Source organism: Catenovulum sp. 2E275 (assembly GCF_025515275.1).
In the GTDB taxonomy this organism is placed as follows: domain Bacteria; phylum Pseudomonadota; class Gammaproteobacteria; order Enterobacterales; family Alteromonadaceae; genus Catenovulum.
Window position 1 is genome coordinate 70,577 of record NZ_JAOPFU010000004.1, and the last position, 17,533, is coordinate 88,109.

Consider the following 17,533-nt stretch of genomic DNA (forward strand, 5'->3'; position numbering starts at 1 on the left):
AATCACCTATGGGATAAACCAATAATAATCACCTGTATAACCCACTTTTTTGAAGAATGCTTTCCACTCATCTACGTGCATCATGGTTTTTGCAGTTAAGTTCCAAGCTTCCATTCGCTCTTTTTCTTCATCGTTTCGGTAGGCATCAACCGTAATAAAACTTTTCCCCCGTTGTTTTAATACTCTCTCAATTTCCAATAACGATTTTGCCAAGTCATCTTCTTCTAAATTGTGTAACGTAGTAATTGAAAAAACCGCATCAAAACTGTTATTTTCGTAAGGTAACTCAACAGCACTGCCCACTAGTAAATGAGGTTTAACTGACTCTACAGCATGCTCTATCGCATACTCAGACACATCAATCCCACTTACTTGAATGCCAGGAATGAGTTGTTGAAAGTCATACAGCATAAACCCTTTAGCGCAACCAATATCCAAAATATGGCTGGTGCTATCCAACCCATAATGTGCCTTAAAATCTGGGATAACAGGTTGCCAAAACCTTGGCATATAACTAAACCCCCCATAGCCAGTATCACGAGAGCCATCAAAAAACGCTTTACCAAACTGACGTGCTATTGCTCTATCTTCGGGAGTTTTGGTGTGCCCTCTTCCAGATACATCACGTTTGGTTTTTGGATAATTCGCCATTAAATCAATTTCTTGACCCATGATTTTTTCCTTATTTATTTTGCATTGAGTTGCTCAGCAACTTGGATCACCGACTGGATCACATATTTCACTTGCTCGTCTGTCAACTCAGGGTAAATTGGTAAACTCATAATGCGTTCAGATTGATTTTCCGTGATAGGAAAATCACCTTTTTGATAACCCAAACTCTGCGCAGCCTGCATTAAATGTAAGGGAATAGGATAATGAATTTTACTCTCAACACCACGCTCTAGAAGTGCTTGCATAAAGGCTGAACGGTGGCTGACTTGAATGACAAAATTGTGAAATACAGCTTGGGAATCTGCTGAAATTTCTGGACAGATAACAATAGATTTTAAACCTTCATGATAGCGGTGAGCGATAGCTTGAAAGCGTTCAGTCCATTTAGAAAAATACGGTAACTTAGCATTGCCAATTGCTGCTTGCAGCGCATCACAACGACTATTTTGTCCCCAAAAACCTGCTTCATCACGATTTTTTAGCCCATGATTTCTGAGCATTTTCATTTTTTCGAAAACCACTTGATCTTGCGTAGTTACAAAACCAGCATCGCCCATTAAATGAAAATTTTTAAGTGGGTGTAAACTAAAACAAGCAACGTGTCCTAAACTACCCACTTTTCGCCCTTTATATTCGGCACCAATGGCCTGAGCTGCATCTTCAATCAAAATTAAATTATGAGCATGAGCAATTTGGTTTAGCTCATCCATCTTGGCTGGATTACCCGTTAAATGAACGGCAATGATCGCTTTGGTTTTCTCTGTAATTGCTTTTTCGACTTCTGCTGGGTCAAGGTTGTAATCAGTACCCACATCTGCAAATCGAATGGTTGCACCCACTTCATTAATAGCACCCGCAGAGGCAATGAACGAATTAGGTGCGGTAATCACTTCATCACCGCGGCCAATACCATAAGCCTGCAAAGCTAACACAATCGCATCAGTCCCGTTAGCTACACTCAACGCATATTTGCTTTGACAAATTTCAGCCAAGCCTTGCTCGAACTGTTCGACAGGCTGACCAAAAACATACATGCCAGAGCGTCCAATTTGCTTGAAAACATCAACTAGCTGATCTTCTAATTCAGCAAATTGAGCCGCTAAATTAACAAACGGCACGTTCATTTTTTTAGTTGAATTATGGCTTATTGGCGCATTCATTTTGAGTAAAACTCCTGGATACACTCCACCATATAATAAATTTCATCTCGAGTGATAAATTCGTGCACAGGTAAAGACAGACAATTATTTGCTAAAAACTCAGCCGTAGGAAAATCACCTACTTGATGACCAAGCGATTTTGCCGCAGGTTGTAAGTGCATAGGTACTGGATAATGAACTTTGGCATCAACGCCTTTTTGATTTAAGAATATCTGCAATGCATCTCGCTGCTCAAAGATAGCCATGTATAGGTGGTAAACACCGATTTTACTGCTATCTCTTGGAGGTAGAACAATCTGCGGGATTTCGCTTAATAATTGGTCAAATAAACCCGCATTTTCAATTCGTTTTTGGCTAATATGTTCAATTTTATTATCGAGTAAATGTTGGGCAACGACGGCTTGAATGGTGTCTAACCGCGAGTTGTATGCCCATTCTTGACAATAATCACGATTGATTAATCCGTGATTACGCATCGAATAAAGTTTTTGAGCGAGCTGTTCGTTATTGGTCACAATAACGCCACCATCCCCCCAAACATTCAAATTTTTAAGTGGGTGCATACTAAAACAAGCCACATCACACACTTGAGCCATCCCTTGACCTTGATAACGGCTTAAAATGGCATGGCACGCATCCGCAACTATCACTAAATTATATTGTGTTGCGATTGTTTGAATTTTATCCATGTCACATGGAATACCCGCCCAATGCACAGGCATTATAGCTTTTGTGCGCGGCGTAATGGCCGCTTCAATTAACTCTGCATTGATATTGTGATCATCACCAATATCCACAAAAACAGGTTTAGCACCCGCAGTGACAATAGCCCCAATAGTGGCAAAAAAGGTAAATGGGGTTGTAATAACCTCATCCCCGTCGCCAATGCCTAACGCTTTTAAACTTAAAAATAACGCATCGGTACCACTACCCACACCCACACCAAACCGACCATGATTTAATGCAGAAAAATCAGCCTCAAACTTATCGACTGCTTGACCAAGCGTAAAATCTCCATCAATCACCACTTGCTTAACTTTTCTCCAAATGTTTTCATAATCTGCAAACTGACTAGGCAAATAATTGTGATTAATGGGGTACTGGCCGGTTTTTGCGTACTGCTCAGGATAAAAATTATTCATATTAAACTTTGTGAATGTAGTTAAGTGGTTGAGTTTGAATAACGTCCCAGTGGCTTTCTATCCAATCAAGCGTATATAAAAGCCCTAGGCGTAAATTAACTTGCGGCTGCCAGCTTAACTCGGTTCTGGCTTTTGAGTCGTTCATTAAATATTGCAGGTCTTTTCCTAACCTATCTTCAGAGATTTGTACAAATTCATCAAAATTAACGCCTTGAACCTGATTAATTTGTTCAACCAAGTCACGAATACTGACAAATTCATCGGTTGAAAAATGGTAGCTTTGACCGATTTCGCCTTTTTCTAAGGTAAGCCTTAAACCATTTGCCGCATCATCGCCATAAATAAAAGCTCGAATTGCTCTGCCGCCACCGTGCAAAGATAATTTTTTTCCCAATTTTGCATAGATCATAGTTCTTGGAATAATGCGGTAAAGCTGCTGAGTTGGGCCATAAAAATTTGAAAAACGAGTCAATATAGCCGGAAAATCAAACTGTTTGTGATAAGCCATTAAGTGCATGTCTATCGTTGCATGGCTAATCGCATACGGAGTGCTTGGATTGTAATTTGACGATTCGGAGATCAATTGCTCTGTACTTCCATAAACCTCTGGAGTAGACACCCGAACATATTTTTCTAAAAAGTGTTTATCTTTTAAAAAGTTAATCAGTTTAGATTTGGCAACCACATTGGTTTGATACCATTGGTGCGGGTTTTGCCAACTTTCGGCTACCATACCTTGACCCGCAAAATCGACAATGTACTGCGGCGAACATTGCTCTATTAACTGGCAAATTTCGCTGTAATGTACATTAATATCGTATGGATAAAACTGGTAATATTGCCCCAGATTAGCCAATTTATAAGGCACAAACTCAGGTGTTTTTTCGTCGCTACGGTTAATTCCAACAACTTTATACCCATGCTGTAACATGTGAGCGACAAAACACCCACCCGCAAACGAGTTGGCACCTAACACAAATACTGTTTTGGCAGCGCGCATTAGCACGCCCCTTCGTCGCACAACATTCGCATTAACATGTGGCCGACAATTAACTGAAGGTCCTCAGATATTTGCATATCGTCAATTGCAAAATGGATCGGCAGGTCTACTAATTCTTTTGCTTTACCGCCTTTATAACCCAAAATACCCACTGTTATCATTTGTTTTTGTTTAGCGGCTAAAATTGCTTCAACAATATTTGCTGAATTGCCACTGCCCGATAATACGATTAGCACATCACCTACATTCCCTTTCACATCAATCTGACGAGAAAAAATATGCTGGTAACCTAAGTCATTCCCTAAACACGTCAACACAGAACAATTGGCTGAAAGTGCCTCGACTCTAAGTGACTTAGCTTTTTTAGGACTCACCCCATACAAAAAATCATTGGCAAGATGCTGTGCATTACCCGCACTGCCACCATTTCCACAAATATACAAAGCACGATTTTCAGTGATAGCATTTTGTAAAATTTGACCTAACTGCGTCACTTGCGACCAATCCGCAGATGTAAGCGCTTGGCTCAATTGAGAAGCATACTCTGGGCAACTGAAATTGTTCATAGCACTGTCTTTTGCATCCATTTTAAATTGTAGTATTCCTCTTTATCGGCAAGCAGTCCTTTTTGATAAGCCTCAATTAACTCTTCTATCGCAATTTCTACCGATTTTTTTGGCCTAAAGCCTGTCGCTAACAATTTATCCGAGTTTACACGGTACGAGCGGGGATCATTTGACGGAGTGGTTATTACTTCAGCACCTGTTCTGCGGGCTAATATTTCTGCAATTTCTGCAATGGTGATATTTTCAAAACCAGCGTTGTAAACACCTGTAACGTCCGGACGTTCCAATAAGAACACATATAAATCTGTAATGTCATCCATATGGATATTCGGTCTTGATTGGTCGCCACCAAATACGGTGATCTTGCCATTTTTAATCGCTTGCATGGTAAGCATATTAACCGCAACGTCTAACCTCATTCGCGGTGATAACCCGCAGACGGTGGCAGGGCGAACAATTTGAACAACCATTTTATCGCTGTAACTTAATAAAACTCGCTCAGACACCATTTTGGTTTTATTGTACTCAGACAAAGGTTCAAGCGATAAATCCTCTGTAACATTTTGTTCTTCTTTAACCCCATAAACGCTGCCTGAAGATGCATATACAAAATGTTTAACACCTTTGCGTACTGCATGATCAGCCAACTGCATAGTGGCTAATGCGCTTACTTCCCAAGTTAGTTTGGGATCAAGATCACCACACGGATCGTTAGCAATAGACGCTAAATGTACAATCGCATCAACACCTTCCAGCGGAACAGTTTCAACAAATCTTACGTCACCTTTTATCACGGTTAGATTGTCGTGCGGTTGTAAATGGTTACCAAACCACTGCGTATCAAACGCTATTACTTTATAACCCTGAGCTAAAAGCTTAGGTACTAACACTGTACCTTTATAACCTGTTGCACCTGTAACTAATATAGTTTTCATTTTAAATTGACTTCCAAAAATTGTTGTTCGTATTGTTCAAAAGCAGATCGCATGTTGTCAAAATTATCTGCTCCCCAATTAAATACTTGGAACTTTGAGAAAAACGTAGGGGTTTCCCCTTTATATAAACCAGTTTGATTAAAAAGTTGTTTTGCATCATACACTAAGGTTTCGTTAAAAAAGGAAATAAAACGACTTTTTTTATTGAGCATCAGTGTGACGGCAGCACCTGACGCAGCAGTCAGGTTAACTAAGCTGGCGGCTTGAAGTGCACATCGTAAATGCAGATTCAGTGCTGCTGGATAACAAATCTGCGTTCCTTTAAACAACTCAACAAATGCCTGACTCATGGTTTGTGAGATATCTGGCACTATATAAACTTGGTATCCCTTACAAAGTAAATAGGCAGATAATTTTGACCATTCATCAATTTGAGAATTTTTGCCTTGCACATAACTGCTTGCACGGATAGTCAAACAGACAGCTTTTGCTGAATCAAAAGCGGGAAAGATCCCTTTTAGATAATCAAACGCTTGTGGATTAATCTCTAAAGTTTGCACATTAGGCAAATGGTTTTTGATTTCATTCAAGCCTTTTAAAGTAATGCTGCAATAATCTTTACTTAAAAAGCCTTGTTTCACCGCGTTTTGAGGGAAAATATCCCGATCGTCATATTCCGCCGCTAAACCATTTTTTTCTTTTTCGCTCACAAATAAAATTTTGGAAAACAAGGGCACCATAGTCGCTAACGGGTGCAGCATATTTTCAAAACGCCACGCGTATTGCTGCGCACTATATTTGCGGCTGTCGTTTAACGACACCCGACTAAAATTGCCTTCAACCACAACAAAAGTGATAGCGTCGTAGCCAAAATGCTCAGCATAAGCTTGAGCTTTATTGACAAAATAAGCGAAATTAAACGAAAGGTGATACTGGTTTAAATCGTAAACTGCTAATAAATTTTTACGCGTGGGTTTGCGAGGATGGGACGCAACATCCGAAATAGGTAGCTCAACGAATGTTTTGTAATCAAACACAAATATCTGATCGATACAAAATGAAAAATTGATTAAATTTTTATAAATATCATTTACATACTGAGAGCATATAACTACTTTATCTGCCCAATTTAAATCATCTTGGGATAATTGATTTATCGGCAAGCCGTTAAAGTGTTGTCCTGTTAATGTGGAAACTATACGGCTATTTTGTGCGATACCGTGTTTAGTTAAGTTATCTATATATCGAGCAGCTAACCCACCCGCACCAATAATTAACAACTTCATATTTGGTAGCCTTTAGTTGCCGTGGTGATATTGCATAAGTACATTTGAAATTTGAATTGCCGCTTGGCCAGTCCCATAAACAGGTTTAAATGCCAAAGTGGGTATAGTGTCTGTCAAAACGGCGTTTACTTTTTCCAAGATCAATTCAGCATTTGATCCCACTAAAAAATTTACCCCCATATCAACCAACTCAACCCATTCGGTTTCGTTACGTAACGTCACACAATATTTTTGACTAAAATAGGCTTCTTTTTGCAAACCACCACTGTCTGTTAATACACATTCACAATGTTGCAATAGCCATAGCATTTCTAAATATCCAACAGGCTCAATCAATTGCACATTTGGTGTAAAACTAAGCAAATGCTTTTTAATGGTTTGAACCGTTCGAGGATGAATAGGAAATACTACCTGAATCTGCTCACTCAGCTGATTAATAGCATTCACTAGCTGAGTTAAATGCACCAAAGAATCGGTATTCTCTGCCCTGTGCATCGTTAACAGGACAAATTTTTCGGCAATCTCTGCTTTGGGCTGTACGCATTTATCTTTGTAAAACAACAACGCATCGTACATCACATCACCAATGTTTGAGATATGTTTAGCACGCTGAAACAAACCTTCCGTTTGTAAATTTTGAATAGCCGTTTCAGTTGGACAAAACAAAAAATCACTTACTTGATCAGTTAAAATTCGATTGATTTCTTCAGGCATTGCCATGTTAAAAGAGCGCAAACCAGCTTCAACATGAATAAGTTTTATATGTAATTTAGATGCAGTAATTGCTGCCGCTAATGTTGAATTGGTATCACCATACACTAATACAAAATCAGGCTGTTCAAGCAACATTACTTTTTCAAGTTCAACCATCATTTGAGCTGTCATACTTGCATGGCTACCACCATTGACCCCTAAATTATACTTGGGTTGAGGAATTTGCATTTGCTCAAAGAAAATCTGGCTCATATTTTCATCAAAATGCTGACCCGTATGGACTAATACTTCTGTGATCTGCGGATTTAATAAAAAAGCATGAGACACAGCCGCGGCTTTAATAAATTGTGGTCTGGCACCTATAACCGTTAAAATTTTCATCATTGTAAACCTGTTGCAACAAAGCGTGTCTGATATGGCCAACCGGGAGTGTTAGCGGAATGAACCGAATAAAAATTAAGCCAATGCTCAGACCACTCCAATAATTGATGCTGTTTGAGCAAATTAGCTAATATACGCAATTGAACGATATGTGTTTGATGGTACCCAAGATCAAAATTTGGGGGCAATTGAAAAATTAAATAACCTAAGTCATAACTACTTAACCCGTCGATATCAAATAAGGGTAATAGATTGCACAGTAAATCAACTTGCTCTGCTAAAAAATCTTCAGCAATTTGCCTTTCCCTCAAATGATTAAATTCAGGTAGATTAAGCAACTGCAACAAATCATAAACACCTAACAATGCGTACATCCAGCCGTTTAACGTAACTGCACTTTTAGTTAACGGATATTCTTCTACAAAATTTAAATGCTTTAAAGCTGGCGATACAGATGACAAATCGGCTAACACACCGCCCTCAATCACAGGTTTAAGCATAAAGTGAAACGCAGCTAACGCACTGTCCAAATATTTTTTTTCGCCAGAGGATTTAACCCCCCTAACCCAGACACTGATTGCTTGACCTTGAGCCATACCCGAGCACCAACCACTGGTTAAATAGTCATTTTTAATATAATAAAACCAGTCAAATAAATAGGGTAATTTCCCATCCAAAGTTTGTACATGGCATAACTGATCAGCTAATTGATAAAATATCGCTAATTGATCTGTTTGATGTTTATCGTTAGAGGTTGCTAATTTGGTTTGATTAAACGCACATAATGCTGCTTGGGCGGTAATGACTGGATTTTCAGCCAAATAAGACTGCCCATTTCTATCTTTGTAGTTCAGAAAAATACGGCCATCCGCTTCAACTTTGATGCGTGGATTTTGAACATAAACAAAATAATCTTTATCAGGATGCATTAAGCTGTAAAAACCAAATGCGCTATACAGATCTACAAATGTAAATGGCGGATAAGTATTGATATATTTCTCAACATATCTTGTGCATCCTTCTGATTTATCAAGCCATTTATTTTTTGAAACAGCAGATAACGGACTATGCTGTTTTAATGTTTTGACAATCTCAGTAACTGGGTTCATAGATTATTCCTGTGTCAGAATTTGCTCTAGGCGAGTAACCTCTTTATCAAACGTTAAATCCTGACGTACTTGCAAACTATTACTTTTATAAGTAGATATATCTTTATCGGTCAGCTGATTGAGAACATTAGCCACTTCTTGAATTTCAGGTAAATATTCAAAACCAACGCCGGTTTTGTATTGGTTGACTAGTGTGACCATTTCTTTAGAACCAGAAACAACCAACATTAAACCAGCCCCTACAAATTCAAAAAATTTGTTTGGCAGTGCAAACTCGTGCTGATTTCCACCTTGAGGTTCCATTAAATGGATACCTATATCATATTTAGTTAAATTATGAATAATGTGTTCAAAAGCAACAGGCGCAATAAACCTGATGTTACTAAATTGAGCCGCACGTTTTTTTAAATCGGTTAAATACGCAGGAACGGTAGGCATTAACATTAACGTCAGCTCAAACCCATCACCCAACACGCCAGCCAAATCAATTAAATGTTCAAGACGACGATTAGGCATAGCGCCACCATGATGAATTAATTTAATAGGTCGATTGATTTTTTGGTGTGGGTCAATCTGCGGCAACTCACCGTCCGGGTAGCTGCGAAATAACACAAAAGGTATGTCTAACCATTGCTCATACAATTCAACAATTGAACTCGATACTGTTAACCGTACTTTGCAATGTTTTAAATACTGCTCACATAAAGAATGAAAAACTCGACCGACTTGATATTGCCACTGTTTATCTTCACTGTTTTGTAGTGGATAAAACTCTCTAGCGTCAAAAACGACCTTGTGTAGTACCTTTTTAAACAATGGCAACAAATGAATGTCATGTACAAAAATCAGATCATATTGCTCTAGGTCATCTAAATTGTGTAAATACTTACGCATATCGAGCTGCGCAACCCACCCTAAACAATTCAATGTGAGACCAATAGAACGAAGCGTTTGTTCAAATGGAGAAAGCTGTGATTTCACCAGATAAAAATTACGCTTAGCAGGTGATATTTGACTGGGTGTGCGCGATAAAACATCTACTTTGTTTAAACGACTTAAATAATTTAATAAACGCTTTGGTCTTGGACAGGTAACTATAGGTGCGTCTACCGCAATCAAAATGGTTTTGCCTGTTAGCATAAATCTAATCCAATAATTTGAGAGGGTTGCACGCCTTGCTCTAATAAAAAATTTTTAATTTCAGACAAATACGCATTAGATGCGATCACAATGTAATCAAATTGTTTGGCATCTAATTGTTGAGGTGACTGAATATCAAAATCAAATACCGAAAACGGTTTGACCTGAGCTATCTTATCAAACCAAAAATCCGCCGTTAAATTATTCGCTAAAGCTCTAAAATAGAGATCTTGTCCTAACTCACCCGCACCATAAATAGAAAAAGTTTGATGACTCTTGATTTGTTTTTTTAGCAGATACAAAAGCCACGCTGCGTCAGAGTAAAAATGCGCACGCCATTTAAATAAACTCAAGCGCATGTTACTAGTCCTTCAATTGCTGCATGGCAGGGGTAATAGTTTCAATTAATAACGAACCAAAAGCAGACCAAGTTAGATTAGCTTGTGCATATTGGCGTATTTCATCACGAATATTCGTGTTTTGGTTTAGCTGCTCAACAAAATCGACAACCCGCTGAATCTCAATCGCGGCATTTGAGTTTGGGCAAACCAATTTATGCGGAAACTGGGTCAAATCAGGGTCTTCACACGCATAAACAATGGGTAAGCCATTCGCTAAATACTCTCTTACTTTCAACACACTGCTTTCAAATAAGTCAATCCTATACAAACCTAATGAGGCAATACCCACACTACTGCTATCCATAAACTCATTCAGCTCAACGCCTTGTTTAAAGCCTACAACATTCACGTACTGAGTTAAATTTAAAGATTTAATTAGTGATCTTAATTGCGCTAGTTCAGGACCTTCACCGACTAAATCATAGTATACAGGCCGTGATGGGTTATGCGCGTAATACTCCGCCAACCCATATAACAACCTATCAAACCCATGCCAATGACAATTATTGGCTATGGTTAACAATCGAATTGATTGGTCGGTATGCAGCAAAGGACGAATGCTTTGACTGGCATGTTTAATCAGTTGATCGCTGATTTTATTTGCAAAAAAGATATTTTTAACTTGTTGTAATGGTGGCTGTCTAGATGTACTAAACACTAGATCAACACAATCATTTAATTGCTCACGATGAGCGCGATCAGTGTCTATTCCTACTCGCCCTTGTAATTCATCCTCGTAAGGAAAAGTTGGAAACTCAAGCACTTTCAAACCGCAATTCGGTTTAACCTGCTGGTAAAAATCTAAGATAGAAGAGTTATCCAACATGAAATCATAACGAGCGTAAAGGCAATCAAAGCCCCCCTGATTAACCAGTTGAGTCGCATTTTCCCAGAATTGTTTTTTTTGGGTTGCAACCTGAATATCAGGCCATGCAGTTTGCTCAATTAATTGTTCGTTTTGCCATTTTGCTAATACTTGGCGGCTTTTAGACATATATACAGCATAGACATCCACACCTTGGCTAGACACTCCCACCATTTGACCTAGCAACTTTTTAAATATTCCTGCCAATCCAACTGAATATTGATTTACGTTGTATAAAAATAAAATTTTCATAAATAGATCAGCTCTAGCTTGTCTGTAATAGCTAAGGTTTTAGCCGTTTCATTAATGGTTTTAATAATGTCATGGCTAAACGCAAATGATAGGATCACAAACTGTCTTTTACCCTCTTTTAGAGCAGTTTCAATTGAAATAACTGGGTAGCCTTTTTCAAAATATGAACCATTTAAAGTTGCCTTTCTATCTACTACGGCCTCGATATAAAACGGATTAGAATCTAGATAAGGTAAAAATTTTTCAAAAATTTCACCCGCGCCATACACTGAAAACTGACTCCATTTTGCTTGCTTTACTTTATTGATTAATGCAACAAGCTCGGATGTTTCTTCTGATGATGCAGAACAATAATAACGCTTAAAAAAACCAGGGTCAGATAACGCAATAATTCCAGGTATCCAAGTTAAAATCCGCTTTTGCCAATTCAAATTCTGTTTGTACTTAATATAAGCAGCCTCAAGTCCTTCTGCTTGCAGAATTTCAATTTGAGTTTGATCGATTACAGGATACAAGTTATTTGCACCGAAGTTATCTTCGTGCAATAAATCTTTGATAATACTTGATTCTTCATAGGTAGGCGCTTGTATATATCGTGCAAGTATCGCAGTGACTTGTGACTGCTCGATATGCTTACCATTGAAATATTTAACAAAATTAGAAAAAAATGCAATAACTCCTTGAGTAAATTCTTCAACTGCCGACTGGTTTTCTTTAATTGTCTCACCCAGCATAGGGCATCCTGAAGATTCGTAATTTAGGGTTGTTCCGGTGTAACCTACAAGTAAAGCCTCAATGCATTCTGGAGAACGTGCAAATATCTCATTTATAGCCCAAGCGGCATTATGACTATCAATATAGCTGCAGTATTGAGTTTGATTGATGAATCTATATATACGCCTGTTCGCGTAAAACAATAAATTAGCCTTTGCTTGGCAATTTAATAGTTGCTCTAAATAATGCTGAGTGGTGCCGCCATAGCCCAAGTCAACCACGATAGAGTCTGATAGCTCGCAATTTAATGAATTGAAATGTCGTTTAAAAGCGCGATTTTGTGAATCGATAAATTGTGCGATTTTGTGTTTATTCTCATACGCTTTTAAAATGAGATTTTGATATAACGTACTAGACTCATACTTAATCGAGTCAGTATGCTTTAAGTTTAATTCGTAAAAATTATAAAACGACTTACTCGTAATTTGAAAGTCACGACAAAATGCCCTTACTGTGTACCCCATGACTTGCGTCATGGTTTGAAGTAACTGCTCAAACCATTTTTCAGATTCTGTTTCAACTCCCGCCCAAAATACAGATTTACGCGATGCAAATAACAAATTTACTTTTACGCCATCTTCACCTAAAGAGCGTATACGTGATTCAAGCAACTCTTTGAGAAGCTCCCCTTCACGCATAATACATAAAATATGTTTTGCTTGTAAAGAAAACGATTTTTCGATGATCCAATCTACAAACCCGAATAAAATAGGCCCCCAAACATACGCACCTAGTTGGTAAGAAAGGTTAAAATCTTTCTGACAACTCGCAGCAATGCATCGAGCTGAATTAAAACTACAACTAAATTGAAATCCTTTTTCTTCAATCTGAGTAATAGTCTGAAAGTCTAGACCTTGCTGTGTCAGTATGGCATTCATACCGAGTGAAATCGGCACTTTATAGTCAGATATAGCATGATCGCCAACATGCAACCAGCGCTTGTAAGTAATGTTGAGTTGCTTACGAACATGTTCAAATAACAAACCATTGCGCTTTGTCGCTTTAACTTCACTCGATACAAATATAGGTAAAGAACATAAAAAAGGATCTAACTGAAAACAGTATTGCTTAATTTGATCCGCCGACAGGTACATGTCAGAGATTAAAACTATTTGCTTGCCTGACCCCTGCATTGACTTGAGTAGTTCTACCAGTTCTTCGAAAACAAATGTTTGCTCGCTCTCGACGGCAAGCTCACAGTTCATTAATTGGGTTTGAAACGATTTATTTATTGGTAGCTGGTCATATATATCACAAAGAGAGACCTCTCTGTGCCCAACTAGCGATCTGCTTTTTCGTTCTGCATTGATACGATAAGAAACAAAGTCTTGTGCACTCCATCCTGTTTCACCCTGAATAGCGCATGTATTAAAAGCTAATTTAAATATATCAGTTGGCTTTGCTACTTTTCGAAAAACAATTGTGTCAAAAATATCTACGGAAATAGTATCAATTGACTGATGAGCTACATCGTTAAAAAACTTGTTTATTACCATAATTATAGGCGGCCAGATTAGTAGTTTAATAAAATTGCCTGTCGGGCTTCATCAATTCTAACGTTTCTTTTTTGGTAAAGTCATTAACAAATAATTTTGAATCTAGTTCAACTATGTCGCGCCAAATACCACGATTCCCCACAGAATCAACAAAATGATACTCACCCGCATTGTCGTCAAAACCAAGGTAATCATGGAATTCATAAAAACCTTTATATGCTTGAAGTTCTGACAATACAGCAGTTTCTTGCTTACTCTCTAAAAAGTTATTTTCCTCTATCCTAGAATAGAACATTTTAGGTATTAATAGGGATGGTTTGTGTTTGTTTATCATAAGCTTCAATAGCCACCACACATAATTACTTTCAAATAACCAAGGTTTTTTGGATTGTTCAAACAGCACCAAATCATTTTGCTCTTTGATGTAATCAACAAATAAGACACAACTTAACTTAGTCAAAGTTCCAGCAACCATATTTTTAAGAAAATCGACATATTCAAGGTTAGTCACTAATGCATAGATATGATTTATAAAGCTGTTGCCATCACTTTGGGAAAATAATTTTTCTTGGCAAAACTGGCTATTTAACGTGACTAAATCCTCATGACTAGTCACTATTACTGCCCAAGTCTTGTATTTCAACGGGGACAGTTCAGTAGTTTGTTCGATCGGATGTCCTAGCAGATTTTGAGTTTGCTCTTTGATCATGTCTGATAATCGAGAACTTGCCCACATTCCGAACTGAGCATTAAATTGCTTAATATGACTCAATTCTCTTTGAGTCGCCAAAGTGCTCGTGTAATCAAATTCGAACAAATTCAAACTGACATCTCGTTTAATCTTTTCAAGACAAGCAAGCCAATCACCTCGAATTAGATTCAGGTCCTGCAAATCAAATACTTCATTTGTGCAAATTTTGAGAAAGACAGAATTTACATAGTTTACTGTTCCATACAAAAGATAAAAAAGCAGTGACCGCCCACTTGAATAAGATTTAAATAGTATATGTTTTTGCTGATCAACATACGCTTCAACTTGCTCTTTTGATTCAAAGTCATTCTGAGCTAATTTCACGAAGCGGCGCAAATCCTCAATGAATCCCTCGCCCATAAATTTCTCTGAAAAAGCATCAGAAAAAGTGCCACTTCCTTGATATGCAGTAAAAGCTTCACTTTTGAGTTTGTTAAGAACAGTTGCCTTCCTTAAAGGGTCTTCCGAAAGAAGGATTAATTCGGGGTCTAAAGCTTGCGTACCTCTGATAAAGGCACCATCGCTACAATTGTAGCAATCGACTTTTGATCGAACAAGTAACTGTTCAATAATAGTTCGCGAAACTTTAAACTCATGCTTGGTAAATACTGTTTTCCTAAAATTCCCTTTCGTAGTTAGCGAAGTATTATTTTTCATCGCATAATTGTATATGCCCTTTCCACTCTCGTTATAGTAACCGGATTGTTTAGAATGATGTTTAGCTTGGTCATTAAATCCCAAATCAACCCCGAACAAATACAACTGATTAAAACCTAACTTAGTAAAAACGTTTAAAGCAAAATTACAAACAGTTGGAAAAGAGTACTGAAGCTCTTCATAATTAGCTCGCCCTAAAATTTCTAGGGAAGACACAGTAGATGATTCGCCTTCTTTAAAAGCAATATAAACATCTTTAAATAAATCACATGTATCAGGGTGAATACCATTACAACTAATCAGACTTATCTGTTTTAGGTATTCGGAGCTACCAGCCCGAGAACACCAATCAAATGTAGAACGATTTTGTTCTATCTCAGCGTGGAAATCAGGGACTATTCGATTTTTATACAGCGGCATCAAAGCCGTGCCACAGGACACAAGAATAACGCTATCTCGATATTGCTTGATGTATTCGATACCGTAGTCCAATGATGGACCATTACCAATGAAAAATACTGGAAGTTGCTTTTCGTAGCGATTAAATGTTGATTCAGAATCCTTTTTCAACATAGGATAATTGCGACATATACCTTCGATTGTATGGGCGATACCATATCTAGCATGGTCGTAATACTCACCCATTGAAATAACGATTTGAAGCTGTTCCCGCAATTGCGCAACAGCTTCAACCAACTCTGTATTGAAATAGCCCTGATAAAAATAGGTACTTGCTAGAATATAGGGGCCAATCGAATAAAATTGTTGCAAAAGATCACGAAATAAGTTGCGTCCGTCATCACCAATATTAATGTACAGGCGCCCACCGGTTTTATTAACTGTATCTAATATTTTTACCCAGTCCAATGCAAACAATGACGAATAGAAGAAGTCTCTATTAGGTTCACAAATAAAAAGATTTTCTACTGTATGAGAATTTAACAAATTTTCTAACTGGTAACCAACTCCAAGTCCAAAAACAATTAAAGACTTAATATTTTTTGGAAGTGATTGCGCTTTTTCATCCACGTTGGCCAAAAAAGATTCTGTTTTTGCAACAAATTTATAGTGAGTATAATGCTTAAGTTTTGTCCCAGTATATCCTAACACTAAACCATCTTTGTTTGGAAAACGTTTAAAAAACTCGGCACTAATATTACATTGTTCTTTTGGAGAAGCTCCATATAAAGTAGCTAACAACTCTTTGTGTAACAGGTTTACTTCACTATTTTCAGAAGTAATAGGTATCCAGTATTTAGGCTGGTACTCTTTAAATTCAGAATATATTTTCGGGAAATACGTTTTAAATGCAGCTAAATTTTTTGAGAATAAATCCGATCGTGACTGATTAACCAAACTATAACTATCCAACTTTACCCCTTCCGTCCAATGAGGCAAATATTGGTTAGGGTCTTTACGAAATTCAATCGATACACCTTTTTTACACAATGCTCTCCAATTTTCATTCAATAATGCCGAATGTATTTTATTGAATACTGGATGGTTGTAATGCTTATAATAATAAAAACCTGGTATATTGAAATGACTTTTCAACTCCTGCATATCCGCAAGTAAGTCTCTTCCATCTTTACCCAACTGTAAATATATATTTGTATTTTTGGATTTAATTTCTGAAAAGATGTGCGCCCAATTTAAAGCCAATATTGAGCAGTGAAAGTACTGCTCTTCAGGTTCATAAATTACCAAATGTTTGATTTCATAATTCTCTATTAAGTACTTCAAATGAGTTCCTAAACCAATACCAAATACAACCAAAACTTCTATCCGTTTAGACAAGGGCTTAAATGATAGATGTTTTTGATATGTTTCTAAAATATCAAGTCCATCAGGTTTCGACTCAGATTCTGAAATTTGAAGCGGATGACAATCAAAATCAATGTAATTTGCATGTTCTGAATATTCAAATATATGTTGAATAATTTCCTTATTTGGGTTCACCCCATAAAGCGTTCTACCTTGACCATAATCGACTATATTATACTCACCATTTTTGTTAACGAAAACCGATATGCTCTCAGCCGTTATGTTCTGGACGCTTGGCAACAAAGAGGGGATGTTCTCAGCAAAAGCTTGAATGTTGCGTAAATGATTACGCTGAATGTCCGCTGAGTTTTTCTCTTCGATCTCTGCCTGTTCTTGTTCGTCGTTCAAAAGATGAATACGTATATCTTTTAACATTTTTATAACCTTAAGTACTTTTCCAGCAGCGCT

The 17,533-nt window shown here is 37.6% G+C and carries 14 protein-coding genes; all 14 read right to left on the reverse strand.

Translation table 11 applies throughout. The annotated features are described in order from the left end of the window. Window positions 1–6: 6 nt before the first annotated feature. Genes N7931_RS03715 through N7931_RS03780 form a run of 14 tightly spaced genes read right to left on the reverse strand, consistent with a single transcriptional unit; the run spans window position 7 to window position 17,500 of the window. Entirely contained in the window at window positions 7–672 is a 666-nt protein-coding gene (locus N7931_RS03715; protein WP_262792019.1) for a class I SAM-dependent methyltransferase, read from the reverse strand. A gap of 14 nt (window positions 673–686) precedes the next feature. Beyond that, window positions 687–1,832, reverse strand: a complete 1,146-nt coding sequence (locus N7931_RS03720; RefSeq protein WP_262792020.1) for a DegT/DnrJ/EryC1/StrS family aminotransferase — start codon at window positions 1,830–1,832, stop codon at window positions 687–689. Then, a complete protein-coding gene (locus tag N7931_RS03725) occupies window positions 1,829–2,974 on the reverse strand; it encodes a DegT/DnrJ/EryC1/StrS family aminotransferase (protein WP_262792021.1) in 1,146 nt (381 codons plus the stop codon). Before N7931_RS03725 ends, N7931_RS03720 begins: the two co-directional genes overlap by 4 nt. Before the next feature lies 1 nt (window position 2,975). After that, on the reverse strand, window positions 2,976–3,974 hold the full coding sequence (locus N7931_RS03730) for a GDP-mannose 4,6-dehydratase (protein WP_262792023.1): 999 nt from the start codon (window positions 3,972–3,974) through the stop codon (window positions 2,976–2,978). Further along, the gene (locus N7931_RS03735; protein ID WP_262792024.1) at window positions 3,974–4,540 is read right to left on the reverse strand and encodes an SIS domain-containing protein; all 567 of its coding nucleotides are present in this window, start codon (window positions 4,538–4,540) and stop codon (window positions 3,974–3,976) included. Before N7931_RS03735 ends, N7931_RS03730 begins: the two co-directional genes overlap by 1 nt. Next, window positions 4,537–5,475 (reverse strand): NAD-dependent epimerase/dehydratase family protein, encoded by a 939-nt coding sequence (locus N7931_RS03740; protein ID WP_262792025.1) that lies wholly within the window; start codon window positions 5,473–5,475, stop codon window positions 4,537–4,539. Before N7931_RS03740 ends, N7931_RS03735 begins: the two co-directional genes overlap by 4 nt. Continuing rightward, a complete protein-coding gene (locus tag N7931_RS03745; protein ID WP_262792026.1) occupies window positions 5,472–6,761 on the reverse strand; it encodes a hypothetical protein in 1,290 nt (429 codons plus the stop codon). The genes N7931_RS03740 and N7931_RS03745 overlap by 4 nt, the downstream gene beginning before the upstream one ends. Before the next feature lie 12 nt (window positions 6,762–6,773). Continuing rightward, a complete protein-coding gene (gene wecB, locus N7931_RS03750; RefSeq protein WP_262792027.1) occupies window positions 6,774–7,859 on the reverse strand; it encodes a non-hydrolyzing UDP-N-acetylglucosamine 2-epimerase in 1,086 nt (361 codons plus the stop codon). Then, entirely contained in the window at window positions 7,856–8,965 is a 1,110-nt protein-coding gene (locus N7931_RS03755; RefSeq protein ID WP_262792028.1) for a D-glucuronyl C5-epimerase family protein, read from the reverse strand. The genes wecB and N7931_RS03755 overlap by 4 nt, the downstream gene beginning before the upstream one ends. A 3-nt stretch (window positions 8,966–8,968) precedes the next feature. Continuing rightward, a complete protein-coding gene (locus N7931_RS03760) occupies window positions 8,969–10,105 on the reverse strand; it encodes a hypothetical protein (RefSeq protein ID WP_262792029.1) in 1,137 nt (378 codons plus the stop codon). After that, window positions 10,099–10,464: a hypothetical protein gene (locus tag N7931_RS03765; protein WP_262792030.1), complete on the reverse strand. Its 366-nt coding sequence runs from the start codon at window positions 10,462–10,464 to the stop codon at window positions 10,099–10,101. The genes N7931_RS03760 and N7931_RS03765 overlap by 7 nt, the downstream gene beginning before the upstream one ends. A 4-nt stretch (window positions 10,465–10,468) precedes the next feature. Further along, entirely contained in the window at window positions 10,469–11,623 is a 1,155-nt protein-coding gene (locus N7931_RS03770) for a glycosyltransferase (protein ID WP_262792031.1), read from the reverse strand. Further along, window positions 11,620–13,893, reverse strand: a complete 2,274-nt coding sequence (locus tag N7931_RS03775; RefSeq protein WP_262792032.1) for a hypothetical protein — start codon at window positions 13,891–13,893, stop codon at window positions 11,620–11,622. Before N7931_RS03775 ends, N7931_RS03770 begins: the two co-directional genes overlap by 4 nt. 25 nt (window positions 13,894–13,918) lie before the next feature. Beyond that, window positions 13,919–17,500: a 6-hydroxymethylpterin diphosphokinase MptE-like protein gene (locus tag N7931_RS03780; RefSeq protein WP_262792033.1), complete on the reverse strand. Its 3,582-nt coding sequence runs from the start codon at window positions 17,498–17,500 to the stop codon at window positions 13,919–13,921. Window positions 17,501–17,533 lie beyond the last annotated feature (33 nt).

What these genes read in the sequence shown, in the direction of transcription:
- N7931_RS03745 (WP_262792026.1), bottom strand. Translation starts at nt 6,761, where the DNA reads ATGAAGTTGTTAATTATTGGTGCGGGTGGGTTAGCTGCTCGATATATA.
- N7931_RS03715 (WP_262792019.1), bottom strand. Translation starts at nt 672, where the DNA reads ATGGGTCAAGAAATTGATTTAATGGCGAATTATCCAAAAACCAAACGT.
- N7931_RS03735 (WP_262792024.1), bottom strand. Translation starts at nt 4,540, where the DNA reads ATGAACAATTTCAGTTGCCCAGAGTATGCTTCTCAATTGAGCCAAGCG.
- N7931_RS03755 (WP_262792028.1), bottom strand. Translation starts at nt 8,965, where the DNA reads ATGAACCCAGTTACTGAGATTGTCAAAACATTAAAACAGCATAGTCCG.
- N7931_RS03765 (WP_262792030.1), bottom strand. Translation starts at nt 10,464, where the DNA reads ATGCGCTTGAGTTTATTTAAATGGCGTGCGCATTTTTACTCTGACGCA.
- N7931_RS03725 (WP_262792021.1), bottom strand. Translation starts at nt 2,974, where the DNA reads ATGAATAATTTTTATCCTGAGCAGTACGCAAAAACCGGCCAGTACCCC.
- N7931_RS03730 (WP_262792023.1), bottom strand. Translation starts at nt 3,974, where the DNA reads ATGCGCGCTGCCAAAACAGTATTTGTGTTAGGTGCCAACTCGTTTGCG.
- N7931_RS03740 (WP_262792025.1), bottom strand. Translation starts at nt 5,475, where the DNA reads ATGAAAACTATATTAGTTACAGGTGCAACAGGTTATAAAGGTACAGTG.
- N7931_RS03780 (WP_262792033.1), bottom strand. Translation starts at nt 17,500, where the DNA reads ATGTTAAAAGATATACGTATTCATCTTTTGAACGACGAACAAGAACAG.
- N7931_RS03720 (WP_262792020.1), bottom strand. Translation starts at nt 1,832, where the DNA reads ATGAATGCGCCAATAAGCCATAATTCAACTAAAAAAATGAACGTGCCG.
- N7931_RS03775 (WP_262792032.1), bottom strand. Translation starts at nt 13,893, where the DNA reads ATGGTAATAAACAAGTTTTTTAACGATGTAGCTCATCAGTCAATTGAT.
- N7931_RS03760 (WP_262792029.1), bottom strand. Translation starts at nt 10,105, where the DNA reads ATGCTAACAGGCAAAACCATTTTGATTGCGGTAGACGCACCTATAGTT.
- wecB (WP_262792027.1), bottom strand. Translation starts at nt 7,859, where the DNA reads ATGATGAAAATTTTAACGGTTATAGGTGCCAGACCACAATTTATTAAA.
- N7931_RS03770 (WP_262792031.1), bottom strand. Translation starts at nt 11,623, where the DNA reads ATGAAAATTTTATTTTTATACAACGTAAATCAATATTCAGTTGGATTG.